The 19,873-nt window shown below is 61.0% G+C and carries 15 protein-coding genes and 2 pseudogenes; 13 read left to right on the forward strand and 4 right to left on the reverse strand.

Features of this window, described 5'->3' with window-relative positions; translation table 11 throughout:
- Positions 1 to 193 precede the first annotated feature (193 nt).
- Both C8N42_RS21845 and C8N42_RS07375 read left to right on the forward strand, forming a co-directional pair.
- Positions 194 to 520, forward strand: a complete 327-nt coding sequence (locus C8N42_RS21845) for a twin-arginine translocation signal domain-containing protein (protein ID WP_245889989.1) — start codon at positions 194 to 196, stop codon at positions 518 to 520.
- Positions 495 to 1,187: an MBL fold metallo-hydrolase gene (locus tag C8N42_RS07375; protein ID WP_245889990.1), complete on the forward strand. Its 693-nt coding sequence runs from the start codon at positions 495 to 497 to the stop codon at positions 1,185 to 1,187. Before C8N42_RS21845 ends, C8N42_RS07375 begins: the two co-directional genes overlap by 26 nt.
- A 102-nt stretch (positions 1,188 to 1,289) precedes the next feature.
- On the opposite strand, the gene C8N42_RS07380 is transcribed toward C8N42_RS07375, so the two are convergent.
- Complete coding sequence (locus tag C8N42_RS07380) at positions 1,290 to 4,619, reverse strand: YhdP family protein (RefSeq protein WP_107815921.1); 3,330 nt, start codon at positions 4,617 to 4,619, stop codon at positions 1,290 to 1,292.
- A 117-nt stretch (positions 4,620 to 4,736) separates the two neighbouring features.
- On the opposite strand from C8N42_RS07380, the gene bcp reads away from it, so the two are divergent.
- The 6 genes from bcp to C8N42_RS07410 all read left to right on the forward strand — a co-directional run bounded on the left by bcp (position 4,737) and on the right by C8N42_RS07410 (position 9,951).
- Positions 4,737 to 5,195 (forward strand): thioredoxin-dependent thiol peroxidase, encoded by a 459-nt coding sequence (bcp, locus tag C8N42_RS07385; protein WP_107815922.1) that lies wholly within the window; start codon positions 4,737 to 4,739, stop codon positions 5,193 to 5,195.
- Complete coding sequence (locus C8N42_RS07390) at positions 5,192 to 6,019, forward strand: ferritin-like domain-containing protein (RefSeq protein ID WP_107815923.1); 828 nt, start codon at positions 5,192 to 5,194, stop codon at positions 6,017 to 6,019. Before bcp ends, C8N42_RS07390 begins: the two co-directional genes overlap by 4 nt.
- A gap of 350 nt (positions 6,020 to 6,369) precedes the next feature.
- A complete protein-coding gene (locus C8N42_RS07395) occupies positions 6,370 to 7,674 on the forward strand; it encodes a M23 family metallopeptidase (RefSeq protein ID WP_107815924.1) in 1,305 nt (434 codons plus the stop codon).
- On the forward strand, positions 7,664 to 8,212 hold the full coding sequence (locus C8N42_RS07400) for a bactofilin family protein (RefSeq protein ID WP_107815925.1): 549 nt from the start codon (positions 7,664 to 7,666) through the stop codon (positions 8,210 to 8,212). The genes C8N42_RS07395 and C8N42_RS07400 overlap by 11 nt, the downstream gene beginning before the upstream one ends.
- A 347-nt stretch (positions 8,213 to 8,559) precedes the next feature.
- Positions 8,560 to 9,063, forward strand: a complete 504-nt coding sequence (locus C8N42_RS07405) for a hypothetical protein (protein ID WP_107815926.1) — start codon at positions 8,560 to 8,562, stop codon at positions 9,061 to 9,063.
- Positions 9,064 to 9,066: 3 nt separating this feature from the next.
- Positions 9,067 to 9,951, forward strand: coding sequence for a DMT family transporter (locus C8N42_RS07410; RefSeq protein WP_107815927.1), 885 nt, complete (start codon positions 9,067 to 9,069; stop codon positions 9,949 to 9,951).
- Between the two features lie 6 nt (positions 9,952 to 9,957).
- On the opposite strand, the gene C8N42_RS07415 is transcribed toward C8N42_RS07410, so the two are convergent.
- A complete protein-coding gene (locus C8N42_RS07415) occupies positions 9,958 to 10,728 on the reverse strand; it encodes a DUF2189 domain-containing protein (protein WP_107815928.1) in 771 nt (256 codons plus the stop codon).
- 324 nt (positions 10,729 to 11,052) lie between these two features.
- Positions 11,053 to 11,871: pseudogene (locus C8N42_RS07420) on the reverse strand (hypothetical protein).
- A 435-nt stretch (positions 11,872 to 12,306) separates the two neighbouring features.
- On the opposite strand from C8N42_RS07420, the gene C8N42_RS07425 reads away from it, so the two are divergent.
- Positions 12,307 to 15,153, forward strand: a complete 2,847-nt coding sequence (locus tag C8N42_RS07425) for a hypothetical protein (protein ID WP_107815929.1) — start codon at positions 12,307 to 12,309, stop codon at positions 15,151 to 15,153.
- Positions 15,154 to 15,505: 352 nt separating this feature from the next.
- On the opposite strand, the pseudogene C8N42_RS07430 reads toward C8N42_RS07425, so the two are convergent.
- A pseudogene (locus C8N42_RS07430) lies at positions 15,506 to 15,797 on the reverse strand (IS3 family transposase); the annotation flags it as partial.
- A 40-nt stretch (positions 15,798 to 15,837) separates the two neighbouring features.
- Between C8N42_RS07430 and C8N42_RS07435 the strand changes: the two are divergent.
- The 4 genes from C8N42_RS07435 (at position 15,838) to C8N42_RS07450 (ending at position 19,869) form a co-directional block, all read left to right on the forward strand.
- Positions 15,838 to 15,999, forward strand: coding sequence for an integrase core domain-containing protein (locus tag C8N42_RS07435; protein ID WP_425430518.1), 162 nt, complete (start codon positions 15,838 to 15,840; stop codon positions 15,997 to 15,999).
- Between the two features lie 153 nt (positions 16,000 to 16,152).
- Positions 16,153 to 17,475, forward strand: coding sequence for a glycosyltransferase family protein (locus C8N42_RS07440; protein WP_146168249.1), 1,323 nt, complete (start codon positions 16,153 to 16,155; stop codon positions 17,473 to 17,475).
- Between the two features lie 16 nt (positions 17,476 to 17,491).
- Positions 17,492 to 18,721 (forward strand): glycosyltransferase family 4 protein, encoded by a 1,230-nt coding sequence (locus C8N42_RS07445; RefSeq protein ID WP_107815932.1) that lies wholly within the window; start codon positions 17,492 to 17,494, stop codon positions 18,719 to 18,721.
- Complete coding sequence (locus C8N42_RS07450; RefSeq protein WP_107815933.1) at positions 18,721 to 19,869, forward strand: glycosyltransferase family 4 protein; 1,149 nt, start codon at positions 18,721 to 18,723, stop codon at positions 19,867 to 19,869. The genes C8N42_RS07445 and C8N42_RS07450 overlap by 1 nt, the downstream gene beginning before the upstream one ends.
- The last annotated feature ends 4 nt before the right edge of the window (positions 19,870 to 19,873 follow it).

Here is a 19,873-nt window from a genome sequence, read left to right on the forward strand (position 1 = left end):
GGTGCCCAATACTATAGCAGGCCGGGGCAAATCAATGAGTCCAATTGCTGACATTCCATGAGGCCAATGGGGCATGAAAATGCGAGTCGCTCCCGTCTCTTCCTATACTCGGAAATTGGAAAACAAATTTTTTCCCCGGCTCGCAGATGATCCGTGTGACTGCCAGAACGATTGCATGAAAGGAAAAGAACGCATGTGGAAATTTGATGATTTAAAGCCTCTGATCGTCGAGCAGACAATGGACGACCCCGAACGCCCGAACCTGTCCCGGCGCGGCTTTTTCGCAGCCGCGGGCGCTGCGGGTGTTGCCGCTGCCGGCGGATTGCTGCGCCCGACACCGGTGCATGCCCAGTCGACCGACTGGCTGCAATCCGGCAACAACAATCACGTCATCGCGCTTCAGGAGGCCACTTCCTACCCGGACGGAGCGCTCGGCATCGAATTTTATGGTCATTGCGCGATCAAGATCACCTCGCCCGGGGGGGGGGGCGACATTGCTTTTCGATCCATGGCGCGATGATCCCTCCGGCGCCTGGGGTCTGTGGTTCAAAAACCAGTTCCCCGAAACGCGGGTCGATATCACGCTTTCGACCCATACCCATTTCGACCATGACGCGATCGACCGGCCGAATTCGACAATGGTGCTCGACCGCATGGTCGGCGCGTTCAATTTCGCCGATGTGAAGATCACGGGCTATGCCGACAAGCACGCCTGCGTCGCGCCGGGCTGGTACCCTTGGACGGACGCGCTTGCGGAGTTCGGTGTCCAGGCCTGCCCACCCGACAATGTCGGCCATATGGACATGGTGGTCTATCTCGTCGAAACCGGCGGTATCCGCACCCTGATCTGGGGCGACAACCGCCACAATCCGGCACCGGGTTTCTGGGACGCAATCGGAGAGGTCGATGTCCTCACCCTGCCGGTCGACGGGTCGCAACACATCCTGTCTTATGACATGGGCAATACGATCATCGAGAAACTGAAACCGAAAATAGTGATCCCGACCCATTATCTGAGCGAGACCACGACCTATACGCTTTCCACACTGCAACCGGCAGAAGACTGGGTGAAAACGCAAAAGAGCTACAAGATGCTCGACAGCGCAAGCCTGTCGCTCGCGGCGGAGGATGTGAAGAAGATGGACCGGGAATTCATGTATTTCGGCCATCACGCCCAGACGGCATAAAGACAACAAAGCGGGAGGAAACTTTCCGCACCTGAAGCGTTTCGGGAAAAGCCTGTACTTCAAGTTTTATCCAAAACGCTTCAGGTCACAGGTTTCGCGTCACTACTGATCCCCAGCCGGTTTCTTGCGGAAGATTTCCCGCAATGCGCCCGGGGTGAAAAGAGACAGCGGGTTGACACCGACCACCGGTTGTTTCGCCGATCCCGTCAGCGTGTAGGTGAAGCCGAAAAGCCCCTCTCCACGACGCGACACGACTTGGCCCAGCGCGTTGATAAAATAGACGGGCGACACCACACCCTGTAAATCCACCACACCGGCGGCGCTGTCATAGAGCCCTTCCATGGAAATGCCAAGCGATGGACCTTCGGCGGTGCCTTCCTTCACGGTAAGCCGTCCGGGTTTCATGATAAAGTCGCTCTGCACATGGGAAAACAGGATGCCGCCCCCGCCGGTCATCTGTTCGATCAGACCGACCACGGAAATCGCCGACAAAAGCTCCGCCAGAGAGGGCGCGGAAAGCACGCGGACGTCGTCGATCATCACCCGCCCGTCATAGCTGCCTGTCTCCGGCAGGGCCGTGAGACCGATGTTCAGCTCTCCGCCCGTGGCGCGCTCCAGAAGACCCGAGGCCTGCACCACCGCCCCCGCATCCTGCGAGGTGGCGGTGATGGTCGGCCCGTGGGGGCCGGGGCGTATGGTGCCGGTGAGCGGCCCCGTGCCGTTGAGTTGACCGCGGAAGGAGCCGGTCACACCATCCGCCGCCGCCGACAAACGCGCGGAAAAGCCGGTCAGCTCCTGCCCCTCGGCGATCCTGAGCCGGTCGAGTTGCACCTCGATCGGCACGGCGGCCCCCGAAGGCGCGCCCGCGCCGGAACCGCCAAAACTCGCACGGGGCAGATTCAGCGTGCCACCAGTGATCACCACTTTCACAGGGTTCCCCTTGCCCTGCCCGATCAGCGTCGCGGGCACATCGAGCCAATCGCCAAGCCGCACTTTCCCGAAAGACAGTCGGTCGAACTGCCCTTCGGGCGTGAGGCTCAGCCGCCCCTCCGTCGCCTTAAGCCCCGCACCTTCGAGCGTAAACGCCGTGATCTCCGGTTGCGCCCCCGCCGTCCCCTCAAGACTCAGGAGCCCCTTTGTCCCCGCCGGCTTCCCCCAACCCAGCGGCCCGAAGGACAGGCGCAGCCCGGACAGATCGGAGGCAAGCGTGAATTTGGGCGCTTGCCCCTTGCGCAACGCCACGGACAACTCACCCCAGGCTTCGCCCGCGACCATACCCGAGGGCAGCGCGATGTTGAACGTGTCGAGCAGTGCCTGATTGATCCGCGCCCGCCCGGTGAGATCGGATTTCCCACGATGCTCCGCCCCGAAGGCCTTGCGCCAAAGCCCCGCCATCTGCGCCGTCCCAATACGGGCCTCTCCCGCAATCGACAGGCCCGACGGGTCCACGGTCAGACGCAAGAGTTCGGCGGAAAGCACCTGTCCCGGCATGAGCTGATCGGAGGAAACATCGCTCAACACCCCGTTCAGCAGGTAATTCACATCCGCGGGCATCACTTTCTTGATCAGGGGCAAGGTAATCTGCCCATGCAACTCGGCCTGCCCCTGCACCACATCGGGACCGAAACTCGCCTCTTTCAACACCGAAAACGGCGGCTCCGCCATCAGCGCCAGCCCCGCCTCGATGCTCGAACGGGTTTCAAGACCGATCTCCAGCCGCGCCGGTTTGGTGTAAATATCCGGGATGCGCAGCGTCGTGCCCGCCACCGACACCATCCCGCCCGAAGGCGCCGTGATCTCGCCACCGGCCATGGTGATCGCCATGGCGGGACCGAAAATCGCACCATGGCCCGATCCGCCCCGCACCGGCGGCTGGCTTTTCATGAAGCTCAGATCGAGATCGTCGAAATCCCAATCCATCGCCAGCACCGGCTGGCTCTGCCCCGGATGGAAGCGCAGCGCGAGATTGAGGTCATGATATGTGGCGCTTTCGATATTCTCAGCCATCCAGGTGCGGGTCTTGGCAATGGCTGCGGGCGGCCAGAGGGCCAAAAGCTGCGCGATGCTCATCTCATCGACCGAGAGATCGAGCCCCGCCTGCCAGCCCTCCGGCGTCGCCTCCGCCCGGCCCTTGCCACGCAGCCAGAGATCGCCCTCGGGCGTTGTCTGCCCCAGATCGAGTTGCCCGATGTCGAGCCGGAACGGCGCAAGCCGCATACGGACATCCGCCATTACATGATCAAAGACCAGCGGTGCATCGAACAGCCCTTCGGGCGCGACCTTCAGCTCGGAAAACTGCCATTGTCCGGTGAAGCTCTGCGGCCAGTTGTTCTCGAAATCGCCCAGGATCACATGACCGCGCCCGGTCATCTCCAACGCATCGGTCGCGAGGCTCAACTCGGGAAAGTCGATCCGCTCACGCTCCGGATCGTAATCGAAATAGCCGCGCGCGCCCTCGAAAGCGATCGGATCGGCCCCTTCGCCCGCCACGATCTGTCCCGGCGCGATCGCCAGCGTGCCGGTATATTGCGACAACTGCCCCTCAGCGTCGATTTCCGCCCGCATGGAGGCCGACAACGGCGCATCCACCACCGACAGGAAAGACAGCGCCGGACTTTGCAGGGCGAAATCGCGGGTCGGCGCGCGCTCCATATTGAGCGAAATCGTGGTCGCGAGAGAACCCTTGGTGGAGGTAAAGCCAAGCGCAATACGCGACAGGTTTTCAGTGCCGTTGAACAACTCGAAATCCAGCGCCATATCAAGAAGCTGAGTATCATTCTTCAACACAATCGCGGCGTCCGTCGCCTGCCATATCCGCCCGGAATGCGCGTCCTCAAGAGACACCGTGATCTCGCGCGCCTCGACCCGCGTGATCTCCGAGAGCGGCGTGCGGGAAAAGGCCCCGTCGATGGCTTTGAGAACCTCGATACCGGAACCGACCACCCCCTGCGTGCCACCGAAATCGAGCGCAAAACTGCCATCCGCGCGCCGCCGCACGGTGATCTGCGCCCCCGAGAGCCGTAACGTGTCAGGCTGCAACCGCCCTGATTTCAGAGCCTCTCTCGAGAGCACGGCCCGCAGCGTGTTGAGCCGCCCGATTTCCGCCCCCGACCCGTCGGTGATGCCGACATTGCGGGCGGTGACACGCGGCACGAAATTGCGGTCGACCACGGCAACGATCTGACCGATGGAAACTTTTGGTCCGTCGAGCTTGTGGTTGATCCCCGCTTCGATGCGCGCGGTCACCAGTTCCGGGAAGGTAATCACCCGCCCGGTGATCGCCAACACGGCAAGCCCCGCAAACAGCGTCAGAGCCAGCATCAGCGCAACCGTCCAGATCCCGATCTTGTGATGGGTCTTCAAGGGCTTGCGCGGACGTGGCTCGGGCGTGAGCGGCGGCTCTGCGGCTTGATTTCGGGTCTCGTCGGACAAAGGGCTCTCGTGAATATTCCGAAGGGAACGACTGTCGGTTTCATCTTGTCGCAATGCGGCCTAAAACGAAAGCAAAGCGCTGTGCAACTCACGAATGCCTGTTGAGAGGAAAAGACGATGATCGAACCCGGAGCAATGGCCCCCGATTTCACCCTGCCCCGCGATGGTGGCGAGACGGTAACCCTGTCGGCACTGCGCGGTCGGAAGGTGGTACTTTACTTCTATCCAAAGGACAACACGCCGGGCTGCACCACCGAGGCGCTGGATTTCACCGCACTCAAGGACGAATTCGCCGCCGCCGGGGTCGCGGTGTTCGGGATTTCCAAGGACTCTGTGAAGAAACACGAGAATTTCTGCGCCAAACATTCTCTCGGCATCCCGCTTCTGTCCGATGAGGCTGGCACGGTCTGCGAAGATTACGGCGTCTGGCAGGAGAAAAAGAACTACGGCAAAACCTATATGGGCATCGTGCGTTCGACCGTTCTGATCGACGAGGCCGGCAAGGTGGCCAACGTCTGGGACAAGGTGAAAGTCGCGGGGCACGCAAACGAGGTGCTTGAGGCCACAAAAGCATGAATCTGACGCTTTCCGGCATGGCCGAGGAGGTGCTGCGCACCGCCGACGGGCGTGAAAAAACCGCGCTGTCCCACAAATATGCTGCGATGTGGCGCGAAGCCCGGGCGGGCGGCACTCCGATCCCGCTGGGCACGGCCAACCCGCCGATGCAGCCCGCCCGGCCCGAAAAGCCGGAGCTTCTGAACCCGCGCGACGTGCCGAAACGTAAGCCGGGAAGCCCCGAGGGGCGCAAGGCGATCCTTCATGCAATTGCACATATCGAACTGAATGCGGTGGATTTACACTGGGATATCGTCGCCCGCTTTACCGATATCGACATGCCGCTCGGGTTTTACGACGACTGGGTAAAATCGGCGGACGAGGAGAGCAAACATTTCAATCTGGTCTGCGACCGGCTTGAGGCGATGGGTTCCTTCTATGGCGATCTGCCCGCCCATGCGGGCATGTGGCGCGCCGCCGAGGATACGGCTCAGGACATTATGGGGCGACTTGCGGTCGTGCCCATGGTGCTGGAGGCGCGCGGCCTCGATGTTACCCCCGGCATGATCAGGATTTTCCAGAATGCCAGAGACCCGGAGACGGTGGCAGCGCTTGAGGTGATCTATGCCGAGGAAGTCGGTCATGTCGCCTATGGCGCGAAATGGTTCAACTTTCTCTGCGGTCGTCAGGGCATCGACCCGAAGGACGAATTCCATGCCCTGATCCGACGCTATTTTCCCGGCGGCACCAAGCCGCCCTTCAACGAGGAAAAGCGCGCGGAGGCCGGTCTGCCACCGGATTTCTACTGGCCTCTGGCCGACGAACTGCCGCCCGCTTGGAGCTGATCCCGAAGTTGGCTCCACCAGACCTCTGAGGCAGCCCGTCGCAGCCGCCAGAGGTCGCACCGAACCGGGAGCGCTAACATCGGCGAAAAACCGCCCACATCCGGAACTTTACGGCTGGAATCCCCCGCTCACCCCCGCTGATGGGGCAAAAAAGTTGCCCCACTGGTCGAGCTTCGTTAACAGAGGGCAACCGCTTACGGGTGACGGGCTTGAAGCTCCGCATGAGACGGATCGCCCAATGTTTCGGACCGGGTCGGCGCGGTGGGCGCCCAGACGAAGGTCCCCTACCTAGTGTACGGGGTGCAAAGCGGGTCGAGGGAACGGGACAACAGAACGGCAACGACAAGACGATGATCAGAAAGCTCAACCACCTGCTTGAGCGCAGATTCCCCGAGCGTCGGGTGTTTCTGCGGTCCGACAACGACACGCGTTATCTGCGGATCACGCCCCTCACCCAAGTGGTGGCCATAACGGGATCGACCGTTTTCGCAACCTGGATGATTATCGCCACGGCGATCATCCTGATGGACAGCATCGGCTCCGGCAATCTGCGCGAACAGTCGAACCGCGATCTGGTCCTGTTCGAGACCCGTCTGGCGGAACTCGCGCATGAGCGCGACATGCGCGCCGAAGAGGCCGCCGCCGCACAGGAACGCTTCAACACCGCGCTCACCCAGATTTCCGATATGCAGAGCCAGCTTCTGGCTTCCGAGGAACGGGTGCGCGAACTGGAAAAAGGCGTCGAGGTGGTACAGACCAATCTGCGCCGGGCGCTCAAGGACCGCGATGCGGCCGTGGCCGACAAGGCCCAACTCATCGCCCAGCGGGACGGCGGGCCGGATGCCGCCAATGGCATGAGTTCCGAAGAAGTCGAGGCCACCGTCGACGTGCTGGCCACCGCTCTGGCCGACACCGCTGCCGAACGCGACGAGATGGTGATTTCCGCCAACCACGCGTTGCAGATGGCCGACAATCTCGAAACCGATCTCAAGCTGATGGAAGAAAAGAACGACCGCATCTTCTCGCAGCTCGAAGACGCTGTGACGATCTCCGTCGCACCGCTGGACAAGATGTTCAAATCCGCCGGCATGGACCCCGAACACCTGATCGCCACAGTGAAAAAGGGCTATTCCGGTCAGGGTGGCCCGCTCACACCCATCACCTTTTCCACCAAGGGCGGCATGATCGACCCGGATTCGATGCGCGCCAATGCGATCATCGACAAGATGGACCGCCTCAACCTCTACCGCATCGCCGCTCAGAAAGCGCCCTTCGCCCTGCCGCTGAAAAACGCATTCCGCATGACCTCTCCTTTCGGTCCGCGCTGGGGCCGGATGCATGAGGGGCAGGACTTCGCCTCCGCTTACGGCACACCGATCTATGCCACCGCCGATGGTGTCGTGACCTTTGCCGGCTGGCAGTCGGGTTACGGGCGTCTGGTCAAGATCCAGCACGAGTTCGGTATCGAAACCCGTTATGGCCACCAATCCCAAATTCTCGTGAAAGTCGGGCAAAGGGTCTCGCGTGGCGAACAAATCGGTGCTATGGGAAATTCTGGCCGCTCGACCGGCACGCATCTTCACTATGAAATCCGTGTCCAGGGCAAGGCCGTCGATCCGATGACTTACATTAAGGCTGCCAACGATGTTTTCTAAAAGCAGAATCAACGAACCGGGCCCGAAACAGGGCGATGACGCGAAGAAACCCGAGGCGGCGGCCACGAAGCCCCCTCTGCCGAAGACCCCGGCACCCGATTTCGCCGCATCGTCCGCGAAACCGAAACCGCCGGCGTCCGTGCTGTCTTCCGACCTCACCGTCGTGGGCAATCTCAAGACCTCCGGCGATATCCAGATCGAAGGCACGGTCGAGGGCGACATCCGCGCCCACCTCCTGACCGTCGGGGAAAGCGCCACGATCCGGGGCGAAGTGATTGCCGATGACGTCGTGGTCAACGGTCGTATCGTGGGCCGTGTGCGCGGTCTGAAAGTCCGCCTGACCTCGACCGCGAAGGTCGAAGGTGACATCATTCACAAGACCATCGCCATCGAGTCCGGTGCGCATTTCGAAGGTTCCGTGCAGCGCGCCGACGATCCGCTCGCCACGGGCGCGAAACCGGCCCCCTCTGCCGCCCCCGCCGCGCCGCAGACCTCCGCCGCCGTGTCGAAAGCGACCGCGGCCGCCAAGGGCGAATAAGCCTCCCTGCTCAGAATGCGAAAGGCGGTCTTCGGGCCGCCTTTTCTTTTGCTTCCGGTCCATTTCCCCTTTGTCATGATTTCTCTCAGTTTCATCTCCCTGATCCTTGCGATTTCGCTCTATTTCGGCTGCCCCTTCTTCTATGGAAATCGTCACCACTGATGTTCTCTCCGTCAGATATGGCCGCAAACATCAGGGGCGTGATTGCAGTCTCTGGTTCATCCATCCGCTCTCTTCATCCTACCCGTTCTGTACACTCGGGCTGCCCCGCCTAGCGGGGCTCGTCTTTCTCTCTTGAACCGGCCCGCCGCCTCCGCCATCGTGCGCAGAGACAACCCGGAGTCCCCATGCCCGCCGAAGCCCTGCGCCAGCTTGAGAAAGTCACCAATCTCTATCTCTCTGATTTTCGCATGGGGCGGTTCGACGAACGCCGCCTGACTGCCATTTTCGACGAGGGCATTCCCGGAGAGCCAGGCCCGGCACAGACCGGAAGTTCGGTGATCGACGACATCCTCGGCCCTGTCTCCGCCATCGAAGTGCGTCCCGGATCACGTCGCTTCACCCTGCGCTTCGACGAATACGTGTCCTTCAAGATCACCGACGAAAGCCAGATCCGCGCGGAAGGCCCGGAAGCCACCGAAAGCCACGCCAGCCTGTTTCGCGAAAACCCCTCCGCCGTTTTCCTCCGCCATGTCAAACAGGGGTTGCACTGGGAGGACGACCGTATTCCGCTCTATCATTATTGCGTCGTGGCGCTGAACCATGTGCTCGAAGTCGTCACCTCCCTGCCCCCGGATGTGGAAATGCAGGTGCTCTCCCCCGACGATTTTCCAGACGCTTCCGAAGCCTGAGCCATGACCCTGTCCACCGACCCGACAGCCCTGAAAGCGGGCAACCTCAAGGGCGCGCTCCTGATGGTGCTCGCCATGTTCTGTTTCTCGCTTGAGGATATGGCGATCAAATCCGTGGCGGCACATCTGCCGGTCGGTCAGGTGCTCACGCTTTTCGGGCTGGGAGGCATGGCGGTGTTCGGGCTGCTCACCGCGCGGCGGCGCGAGCGGCTGATCCATCCGGTGATGGCAGAGCGCGTGATGGTGATCCGTGCGGGGTTCGAGGTCACGGGACGGGTGTTCTTCACTCTGTCGTTGGCGCTCACCGCGCTTTCCACCACCTCCGCGATCCTGCAAGCCACGCCTCTGGTCGTGGCCGCCGCGGGCGTCGCACTGTTTCACGAGCGGGTCACCATTGGGCGTTGGGCCTTGATCGCGCTCGGCTTTGCCGGCGTGTTGCTGGTGATCCGTCCCGGCCTCGACGGATTCACGCCGCTGTCCATTCTCGCCGTTCTCGGCATGATCGGCTTTGCCGGACGCGATCTGGCGACTCGAGCAGCGCCCGCCGTTTTGTCCTATGCTCAGCTTGGGCTCACGGGCTTTGCCGCACTCGTGTTCTCCGGTCTTGCCCTCACACTGTGGAGCGGCGGCTGGGTCCTGCCCTCCCCCGTTGATCTTGCCACATTGGTGCTGGCCGTCAGCGTGGGCGTCGCCGCCTATACCGCCCTCACCATGGCGATGCGCATGGGCGAATTGTCGGTGGTCACGCCGTTTCGCTATGTGCGGCTCCTGTTCGCAATGGTCCTCGGTGCGCTGGTCTTCGGTGAGCGTCCCGATGCGTTTGAGTTGATCGGCGGCGCGGTAATCGTCGGCACCGGCGTGCTGTTGATGCTCACCGCGCGACGTTGATCCACCTCAGACAAGCGCCCGGCGATACAGGTGCCATGTCGCGTGCCCGAAAACCGGAAGCGCCACGAACAACCCCAGAAACAGAGGCAACATGGCAAGGAAGGTCAGCCCTGCGATCAGCGCCGCCCAGACCAGCATGACAAAGAGGTTTTCGCGCACCACCCGCAGCGAATAGAGCATGGCCGTGACGAAATCGACCTCGCGCTCCAGAAGATGCGGCAGGGAGGTGACCGTCAACGAAAACAGGATAAAGGCCAGAACGCCCCCCACTCCCAGCTCCACCGCGATCATGGCCAGCCCGTTCGGCGTCAGGAAGACCTCGTAGGACGAGGAGATATTGGTCATCACCGACAGCCCCATGAAGAGGGCGAAAATCATATGGGCGAGGAAGGACCAGAACAGCACGTAGATCACGATGATCGCCCCCATCCACGGGATTTGCCGGTCCCTCTCCGCCGCAACCGAACCGATGATTTTTCGCCAATCGAGCGGCTCACCCCGCTCCAACCGCCGCGACACTTCGTAAAGTCCGACGGCAGCGAAGGGCGCGAACATCGGAAAGGCCAGCGAAACCGCGAAGGTCCAGAGCACCGTCCCCGCTCCGAAGATCACGAAACCAAACCCGATCAGCACATAGATCGCCGAAAAGAAACATCCGAAAGAACAGGCCCGCCGGTAATCGCGCCATCCGTCGTGCAATGCCGCCCTGAGATCGGAAAGCGTCAAACGTGCCACATCGGGCAACGGGGCTGCCGCCACCGCCGTAATATCCGTCATTGAAATGTCCTCCCTGCCGGACTTGCTGCCCGGCCTGCCTCAAGGAGAGGACAAAATGTCGCACCCTGTCAAGCGTGTGCTGCGTCACACGAGAGATGTCAGACATCAGGCCAGACTGACTTTCCTGTCCCATCTCTGGTCCAGATTGCATATGGAACAGGAAAAGCGCCCGTTCGTAACCGGGGAAGAGAACGGCGGGAACGAGTTCATCTTGCTCATTCGTCATAGCCCAGAGAATGTCGCCTTCTCGCCGTTTCCGTGGAAAAACACCCGTTCGCTGGCGCAGAAATTGCGGCTTCCAAATGGGCGCAAGCGCCTTTCTGGTCAGGCTTTTCGCGGTTGCTGCGGTTCAGGAAAAATCTTGGCCAGCTTGCGGAGGCTCTGGGCGGCTGCGGCAAGGAGGAGTGAACCGGGACCGTGGCCCCGGTGGGGCCGCGTAAGCCCGAAGTGAACGTCATTTGCGCCACATGGTCCACGTAATCGGAGCCGGTTCAGGCCAAGGATTCTTTTGAGGTGGGCAAAGAGCATCTCGACCTTCTTTCGCAGCTTCATCGAGATCACATATTGCTCGGTTTTGGCGATCTCGCGAGCGACCTGCCGGGCATCTTCATGTTCTTCGCGGGTGATCGACCGAAAGTCCATGTTCGGGCCGCAGTCCATTGGTTGGCAGGGTTGGAATGGGACGTGAACTTGGGCTGTACCTCGCTGCCCGCACCAAACGCGGCCTCGTCCAGCGTGTCGAGATATTCACCAACGGCCCGGGGCGCGTCAACGGGATCGACCTGTGCGGGTCCCATTCTTCCTTCGGCGTCGGGTTCTGCTTGTTCGCGTCCGCCTCGATCAGGCTGGCGTCGATGGCCATGCGCTGCCCGCTGACAAGGCCTTCCTCAATGCAGCGTGCAACCGTTGTCTCGAACAAATGCCGTAGCAGTTCGCTGTCACAGAACCGTCCATGCCGGTTCTTGGAAAAGGTCGAGTGATCCGGGACCCGGTCACTCAGATCAAGGCGGCAAGGTAACTGCGGATTCCGGATAGACCGACGAACCGGTCGATGGAGCGAAGCAGATGGTTCTGGGGCACATGGTCCTCAAGCGAGAATTCATAGAACAGCGCCGGTTGCGCCGCCTGCCGCGGTCCCATCATCGCCAGATACTCCCACCCTATGCGGGAGTTGAATCAGCCAACGGCCCTTCGATCAAGGGCGAGTTATTCAACGAAATACGCCCACTGCCGCCGTTCACTCACTTCCTCCATGTTGCGCTGCGGCTTTCTAAAACCGGACGTTCGCTCACTACTTGAAAACCGGTCTCCTTGAGGGGGCCATCATGCGCCGCTACAGGCTCTCTCTACGACAGGCTGCACGCCATCCGTAGCAGTTTAACTGCGCCAATTGGCATGAAGCTGCCTGTTCACAAATCCGTGACTCGCCAGCCACATCTTGTCTCCTTACCCATTTTTGTGCCGGTTAGAGGCAATTGATTCAACCTATGCGGGAAAATCTCTCCAAAACATTCAAAGCCATGGAACCCTCCTGAGTACCTTCCAACGACTTGAAACAGAAATGACTGGAGTACTACAATGATCGCCTCCCCAACAGGAACCTTCGACGACTTTCTTTACGCTCTCAGATCTTTTGAGAGTGGCGTCGATTATGAAAGATACCAAGCAAGTGTAATCACAGAATGGCAAATCCGCGATTGGGTGGGTGAAGAGAACTGGGCGACCTATCAGGCTGGCGAACTGACCTGGACGGAGCTCCAGTATCGCTCGGAAAATTCTCTGGGTTTTGTCGGTTATCAGTTTGGCGAGGCCTTGTTGATCGACCTCGGATATTATGAAGACGATGTCTTTTACGGGAATGGTGCCAGTTCGAACACCTGGGACGGAACATTCACGGGAAAGAACGGCATCAATTCGCTCGATGATCTGAAAACCGAGTTGCAGGAGAAGGTCATCCTCGACGCGTTCGGATACAACCTGAATGTCATCGAGAACGGTCTGCAAAACTCCGGTCAGTCTCTTGACGATTTCATTGGGCAAACCTTCACCTATACGGATGTTGACGGATCGACAGTTTCGGTCGAACTCACCCTGACCGGCATTCTGGCCGCGGCCCATTTGCGAGGGGCTTGGGGAACGCTCAACCTGTTGCAGGGCGGAAATGCCTCGACAGACGAATATGGCACCTCAATCCTGAAATATGTCCAGCAATTCGGCGGATATGATGCTCCCAAGGTTGAAACGCTGATTGATGATTATCTGGCAGGTGTCAGCATGGCTCCAACGGGTGGAGATGACAGCGGTAGTCTCACTCTCGCGTGGGCCTGGGGGTCCCACGAAGTGATCGACGGATTTGACCCAGCGCAGGATCGGATCAATTTTGTCAACCAGTTCGGAGCAAACGACATCAGAATCACCGAAAACGGCGGGGATGTCGTGATTGAGGTTCTGTTCAGCGGCTCCGCGCAACAGAGTTACACATTGAAAAACGTGTCGTTGAACGATCTTTCGCCATCGAATTTCGTCAATGTGTCCGGGACCAGGGATTTCATCGAAGAGGCGTTTACTACGTCTTCCGACACGGATACGTCTGTCCCGGATACGGCTGAGGACACGGATAGCATAGTTCCTGTCTCGGCCCCCGAAGTAGCAGAACCGGAAGCTGCGGAGCCGGAACAGACTGAACCCGAACTGGCCGTTTCCGTTGAAAATCCCACCGATGTCACCGAAGAAGCACCTGTGGCTGGAAGTGGCCAGACCGTCACGATCACTTGGAACTGGGGGGCGAATGCGGTCATTCAGGCTTTCAACCCGGCGACGGACGTTCTGAATTTCGGCTGGATGCAACCCGGCAATCTGAACGTAACCGAGAATGCGAACGGGGATCTGGTGATCGAAATTCCTTCGAACAACCAGAGCTATGTGTTCGAAGGGATCAGCCTGTCCGATCTGAGCATGGATAACATCGAGGCTCTTGACGCTTCGATGACCGCATTCTTTGCCGAACGCGTCGGCAGTGGCGCCTCCACGGAGACCGGGGAGACGGTGAGCGAAACACCTGAGGCTGACAATGAGACCGGTTCCGGCAACATGAGCGAGGACATGGACATATCAGACGGCGGCAGCGATGCCGGCGGTGATACCACGACGGACGTTCCGGCGGCCGATCCGGTGGAAGATACCCACGACCATGGCGATGACATGGGAGATGAGGACACGAGTGGGGACACCGGCTCGGAGGTCGTCGAAGGCGGCACGACGGTCGGCAATCAGGACAGTTCCGGCTCGGGCGAAGACACGCCCTTCGTTGGTGGCGGCACGATCCATGCGGTGAATTCCAGCGGTGCGGACATTGAGGGCTTCGACCCGGCGACGGACCAGTTGGACTTCGGTTCGATCTCGGTGCATGGGCTGATCCTGACGGAGACCCCGGACGGCGAGGCTGCGCTGCGCAATGTCTGGGGCAGCGATGCACAGGTCCTCAAGGGGGTCTCGGTTGCCGATCTGACGCAGGAATCCCTCGGGGTCGTTGGCAATGAGCATTTGCGTGAGGATCTCGGCGGTATCCTGTCCTGGGAAAAAGGGATCGGCCCGCGCGATGCGGACACGGTCTATATCCTGTCACATCAGGTCGGGAAGGTGACGACGATCACCGACTTCGATGCGGCGACGGACAAGATCAGCTTTCTCTATTACGGAACGCGCGAGCAACTGACGGTCGAACAGGACGGTGCGGATCTCGTGATCTCTACCGGAACGACGGGGCAGACCTTTATCTTCAAGGACCTTAGCCTGCGTGACCTGACGCCCGGACAGTTGGAGTTCCATTTCGACCAAGTGATGGAGGACAATCTGGAAGTGCCTTTCGGTGTCTCCCAGGAAGATGTGTCGCTTGTCAGCCGTACCAGCCTGCTGACGCCGGATGCACCAGCGGGCGCGACCACCGATGGGCATCAGGTCCGTGAAGGTTCCACGGTTCCGATCGGGCATGATCCGAGCGGCGAGCAATCCACCCACGGCGATCATAATCATGACGACATGGATATGAGCGGTGACATGGACATGTCGGACAGCGGCAGCGATGCCGGAGGTGACACCATGACGGACGTTCCGGCGACCGATCCTGTAGAGGATACTTCTGACGACGTGGATTATGTCGGTGGAGGCGATACGATCACGATCACATGGAATTGGGGGCAACATGATGAGTTCGACTTCAATCCGGCGGAAGATATGCTCGATTTCGGCTGGCTGACATCCGACAATTTCGATGTGCAGCAGACCGCAGAGGGTATCCTGATCGAAGTCGTAGGCAATGATCACAGCTATCTGCTGAGTGGTTTGACGGCTGACGATTTATCGGCAGAGAATTACTCTGCCCTCAATACATCGGCACAAGCAGAGCTCGACGCGTTCTTCCTATAACTTGAGGTATGGACTGATAAGGAGATAGGGGCATTTGAGTTAATCATTCGGTGCCACATGACGAATCGTGACCTGGTCTTCTCGGGCAAGACCAGGCCTCGCAGGAGAATAAATTCACCGCACGACTTGTGAGCAACTGTAGGACCAACCGGTCGGTCACCCGAAAGCTGCGCCAGGCCAACGAGATCTTTCGCAAAGACGAACCAATGAAGTGCCACTGGTTCGCCCGCACTGGCTAACGCGTATTTTGCGATGGCTGAGCTTGTCTCATCGATCCGTTGGCTTCCGAGGCAAAAGGCAACCGCTGCCCGGCACCGCAAACTGAGCTGCTGCCGGTATCGTTGACGGCAACTTAAGCTTTCATAGTTCGCTCCTCGCATGTGATAGGGCTTAGATAGCCGATGGTCGAGTGCCTGCGCTTTGGATTGTAGAACCGCTCGATGCCGTCGAAGACATCTGCACGCGCCTGTTTTCGGGTCCGCTAGGTTTTCGTTTGACGCGTTCGGTCTTCAACGAAGAGAAGAAGTTCCATTGCGGCGTTCTGCGCCTTTGAATGATCTCCCAGATATTGCCAGAGCGGCTCATGGAACAGGTGATCCATGATCTGCCATCAGTCGCTGGAATGGCTCGCCGGTATACACACTGCGCACCAATGCCAAGGCCGAACGCTTCATTCAAACCCTTCTGCGCGAATGGGCCTATGGAGCCGCCTATACCACCTCCGCCGCACGCAACCGCGACTTGCCAAGGTGGCTTGACTGGTTCAATGAAAAACGCCCACACTCAGCACTCAAAGGCCAAGCACCGGCTCAAACGCTGAATAACCTTCCGAGGTTCCACACCTAGGAACCACTCAACGTCTGAGGGCGATCCGCACACCAGCGCCGCGAGAACTCCGTCGGAAAGCCCCGAAAACAGGCCCTCGCCCAAGCAAGCCCTGCTGTTCATGAAGTTTTCATGACAACGTCATGAAGCTTTCATTGCGATTTCAGGACTGGTTTGGCACCTGCTCCTAGATTGATCCTCAGTGAGGCGGGGGCGTGCTCAGTACGACCGCAAAGACCCCGCGACAACAACAGCCACAGAGGGGAGGTCAGCACCGTGCCGAAAGACGTAATCAAGAAAGTTCAGAGCGCCCCCGCGGCGCGGGTCGTTATCTACTCCCACGATACGCTCGGTTACGGACATCTGCGGAGAAACCTTGCATTGGCGCGGAAGCTCCGGATGCTCCCCGACGCACCGGATGTCCTCATGATTGCAGGCATGCGCGAGGCCGGCGCCTTCGATATCCCCGAAGGCGTCGACCTCGTCATCCTGCCCGCCTATGCCAAGGGACGCTGCGGCAACTACACTTCGCAGCACCTTAGCCTGGAGCTCGGCCAACTCGCGGAGCTACGGGCGGGTATCATCCGCGCTGCCGTGAAATCCTTTCGTCCCGACCTCGTGATTGTGGACAACGTACCTCAGGGCGCGCAGCAGGAACTGCGGCCAACGCTGAAATGGCTGCGTGGCGAACCGGCGCGTGTCGTGCTCGGGCTGCGTGACGTCATCGACAGTCGGGAGGTTGTGCGGCGGCAATGGCTCCGCCAGCGCAATGTGGAATCCCTGACCCGCTACTACGACGAGGTCTGGGTCTACGGGGACCCGGAATTCTACGATCTCGTCGAGGAATACGGCTTCGGCCCGACCATCGGCGCGAAGGTCCGATTCACCGGCTATCTCGACCGGTCTGGCCAGGAACGATCGGCCACCGCGCGTCAGGCCGGACTGAACGTGCTCGGCCGCGACCGCCGCCCCTATATCCTGTGTTCGCTCGGCGGCGGACGCGACGGGCTTGAGCTCGGCGCTGCCTTTGCCGCGGCACGCATGCCCAAAGGACAGCGCGGCATCCTCGTCACCGGAAGCCAAATGACGCGCGAGGACCGGCGGGCGATCATCGCCATCGCCTCGGCCAATCCCGATGTCGAGATCGTCGAATTCGTGCCCGAGCTCGCCGGGCTGATCGACGGCGCCGAACGCATCATCGGAATGGGTGGCTACAACACGATCTGCGAGATTCTGAGCTTCGCGAAGACCTCTCTCATCGTCCCGCGCATCCGGCCGCGACAGGAACAACTCATCCGGGCCGAACGCCTGGCCAACGCCCGGATGATCGACCTTCTGCATCCCGACGCGCTGTCGCCCGAGGCGATATCGGACTGGCTGTCCCGACCGACCGACGCAGGCCGCGGCGGGAGCCCGGATCTGTCTGGCCTCGACCGGTTCGCCGAACTGACCTCCGAGGCGCTTTCCGCCGTACGCCCCACCCGCATTGCCGCCTAGAAACAGGAGAGTGTTCATGTCCCATTCGCCCCCCCGCATCGGTTACGTCTGCAAGCGCTATCCGCGGTTTTCAGAGACCTTCATCGTCAACGAGATTCTCGCCCACGAGGCGGCCGGGACGGAGATCGAAATCTTCGCACTCCGCCCCGTGCAGGAGACCCATTTCCAGGATCAGATTGCCCGGGTCCGCGCGCCTGTGACCCGCATTCAGGACAAGGTCCGGACCCCCGACGCCTTCCACCGCCTGCTTCTGCGGACGGTTGAGGTCTTTCCCGACGCGGTCGAAACCCTTCTTTCGGAAGCCGCCGCAAGTGCGGATCTGGCCCAGGGCATGGAGCTTGCGCTGGCCTGCCACGAAAAGGAAGTAGCGCATCTTCACGCCCATTTCGGAACGGTGGCGACGACCGTCGCACGACTGGCCGCGCGGATCGCGGGGATCACCTACAGCTTTACCGCCCACGCCAAGGACATCTATCACGACTACGACACGCCCGTCGCACTCGGCCAGAAGATGCGCGATGCGGCTGCGGTGATCACGGTATCGGACTACAACCTCGATCATCTCTCGGCGACCTTCGGAATGGACGCCCGCAATGCGGTCCGGATTTACAACGGCCTCGACCTGACGCGCTTCGACTGGCACGCGCCAACCGCGGAAGCGACCGAGATTCTCGCGGTCGGACGACTGGTCGAGAAGAAGGGCTTTCATATCTTGATCGAGGCGCTTCTGCTGATGCAGGAGGCCGGACACCCGGTCCGCTGCCGCATCGTCGGCCAGGGCGAGGAGGGAGAGAACCTCCGCCACCAGATCGCAGCCGCCGGCCTCGAAGGGCACGTGACGCTGGAAGGCCCCCTGCCCCAGTCGCAGGTGATCGAGCTGATGCGCCGGGCGGCCGTCCTCGCCTGCCCCTGCATCGTGGGCCATGACGGCAATCGTGACGGGCTGCCCACGGTCCTGCTGGAAGCCATGGCGCTTGGCACGCCCTGCATCTCGACGGACGTGACGGGGATACCGGAACTGGTCCGGGACGGTGACACCGGTCTTTGCGTCGCCGAGGGCGACCCCAAAGCGCTGGCCGACGGCCTGACCGCAATCCTGTCGGACGCGGAGTTGCGAGATCGGCTGTCGCGCGCCGGACGGGCGTTGATCGAGGCCGAATTCGACGTCGGGCGCAGCGCTGCAGCCCTCCGGACGCTCTTTGCCCAGGCTGTCGCCAACGAGGGTTCTCTGCGGGGGGTGGCCTGATGCGTATCGCCTATGTCTCGACCGATCCGGGAATCCCCGTTTTCGGCTGCAAAGGGGCCTCGATTCATGTGCAGGAGATGCTGCGGGCCTTCCTTGGCTTCGGCGCCGAGGTGACACTGATCGCGCCGGAACCGGCCGATCCCGCACCCGAGGGGCTTGGTTCTGTCCGGCTCCGCCCGCTTCCGCCCGCGCCGAAGGGCGATGCGGAGGCGCGGGCGACAGTGCTTCTGAACATGAACGCAGACGTCGCGGCGGCCCTTTCAGCGGAAGGTCCCTTCGACTTCGTCTACGAACGCCATGCGCTTTTCGCACATGCCGCGATGGAATGGGCGGCGGCGACAGGCGTACCCGGCGCGCTGGAAGTCAACGCGCCGCTCATCGAGGAACAGATCCGACACCGCAGCCTCGCCCGCCTGTCCGAAGCGCAGGCCGTGACCCGGCGCGCGATGATCTCTGCCGACCAAGTGCTTGCGGTCAGCACTGCGGTTGCGGATTACGCGCGCGGCTTCGGCGCGCGAACCCCTCACGTCGTTCCCAATGCCGTGAATCCGGCGCGCTTCGCCGAACCCGCGCAGTTCGAGGGCCCGTTCACCGTTGGCTTTCTGGGCACGCTCAAACCCTGGCACGACGTGGCAACGCTGGTCGATGCCATGGCGCTGCTGGTGCGCCTGGAACCGCAAGCACGACTTCTGATCGTCGGAGACGGCCCCGAACGCGAGGCACTGACCCATCAGGTCGCGGAATTCGGCCTTTCGGGCTGCGCCGAATTCACCGGCGCGCTTCCCGCAAAGTCGGTGCCCGAGCAGCTTCGGCGCATGCATGTGGGCACCGCACCCTATCGGGGCAGCGATCCGTTCTACTTCTCGCCACTGAAGCTTTACGAATACATGGCCGCAGGCCTGCCGGTCGTTGCAAGCCGCGTCGGCACGCTTGACACGGTGGTGGCCGAGGCCCGGACCGGACGGCTGGTACCGCCCGACGATCCTGAGGCATTGGCACGCACGCTTGCCAATCTGGCGCAGTCACCACAGGCGCTGCGGAAAATGGGCGCCACGGCGCGGCACGATGTTCTTGCGCACCATACCTGGGATCGCGTGGCCGAACGCGTGCTGTCCCGTGCGGGCCTGACATTCGACGGGGCCGCGTGATGGC

It is taken from the genome of Celeribacter persicus, from assembly GCF_003050785.1.
GTDB classification, from domain to species: Bacteria; Pseudomonadota; Alphaproteobacteria; order Rhodobacterales; family Rhodobacteraceae; genus Celeribacter; species Celeribacter persicus.

Coding starts and splice junctions, on each gene's coding strand:
- C8N42_RS07450 (WP_107815933.1), top strand. CDS start 18,721: ATGCGTATCGCCTATGTCTCGACCGATCCGGGAATCCCCGTTTTCGGC.
- C8N42_RS07425 (WP_107815929.1), top strand. CDS start 12,307: ATGATCGCCTCCCCAACAGGAACCTTCGACGACTTTCTTTACGCTCTC.
- C8N42_RS07405 (WP_107815926.1), top strand. CDS start 8,560: ATGCCCGCCGAAGCCCTGCGCCAGCTTGAGAAAGTCACCAATCTCTAT.
- C8N42_RS07390 (WP_107815923.1), top strand. CDS start 5,192: ATGAATCTGACGCTTTCCGGCATGGCCGAGGAGGTGCTGCGCACCGCC.
- C8N42_RS07410 (WP_107815927.1), top strand. CDS start 9,067: ATGACCCTGTCCACCGACCCGACAGCCCTGAAAGCGGGCAACCTCAAG.
- C8N42_RS21845 (WP_245889989.1), top strand. CDS start 194: ATGTGGAAATTTGATGATTTAAAGCCTCTGATCGTCGAGCAGACAATG.
- bcp (WP_107815922.1), top strand. CDS start 4,737: ATGATCGAACCCGGAGCAATGGCCCCCGATTTCACCCTGCCCCGCGAT.
- C8N42_RS07400 (WP_107815925.1), top strand. CDS start 7,664: ATGTTTTCTAAAAGCAGAATCAACGAACCGGGCCCGAAACAGGGCGAT.
- C8N42_RS07395 (WP_107815924.1), top strand. CDS start 6,370: ATGATCAGAAAGCTCAACCACCTGCTTGAGCGCAGATTCCCCGAGCGT.
- C8N42_RS07415 (WP_107815928.1), bottom strand. CDS start 10,728: ATGACGGATATTACGGCGGTGGCGGCAGCCCCGTTGCCCGATGTGGCA.
- C8N42_RS07445 (WP_107815932.1), top strand. CDS start 17,492: ATGTCCCATTCGCCCCCCCGCATCGGTTACGTCTGCAAGCGCTATCCG.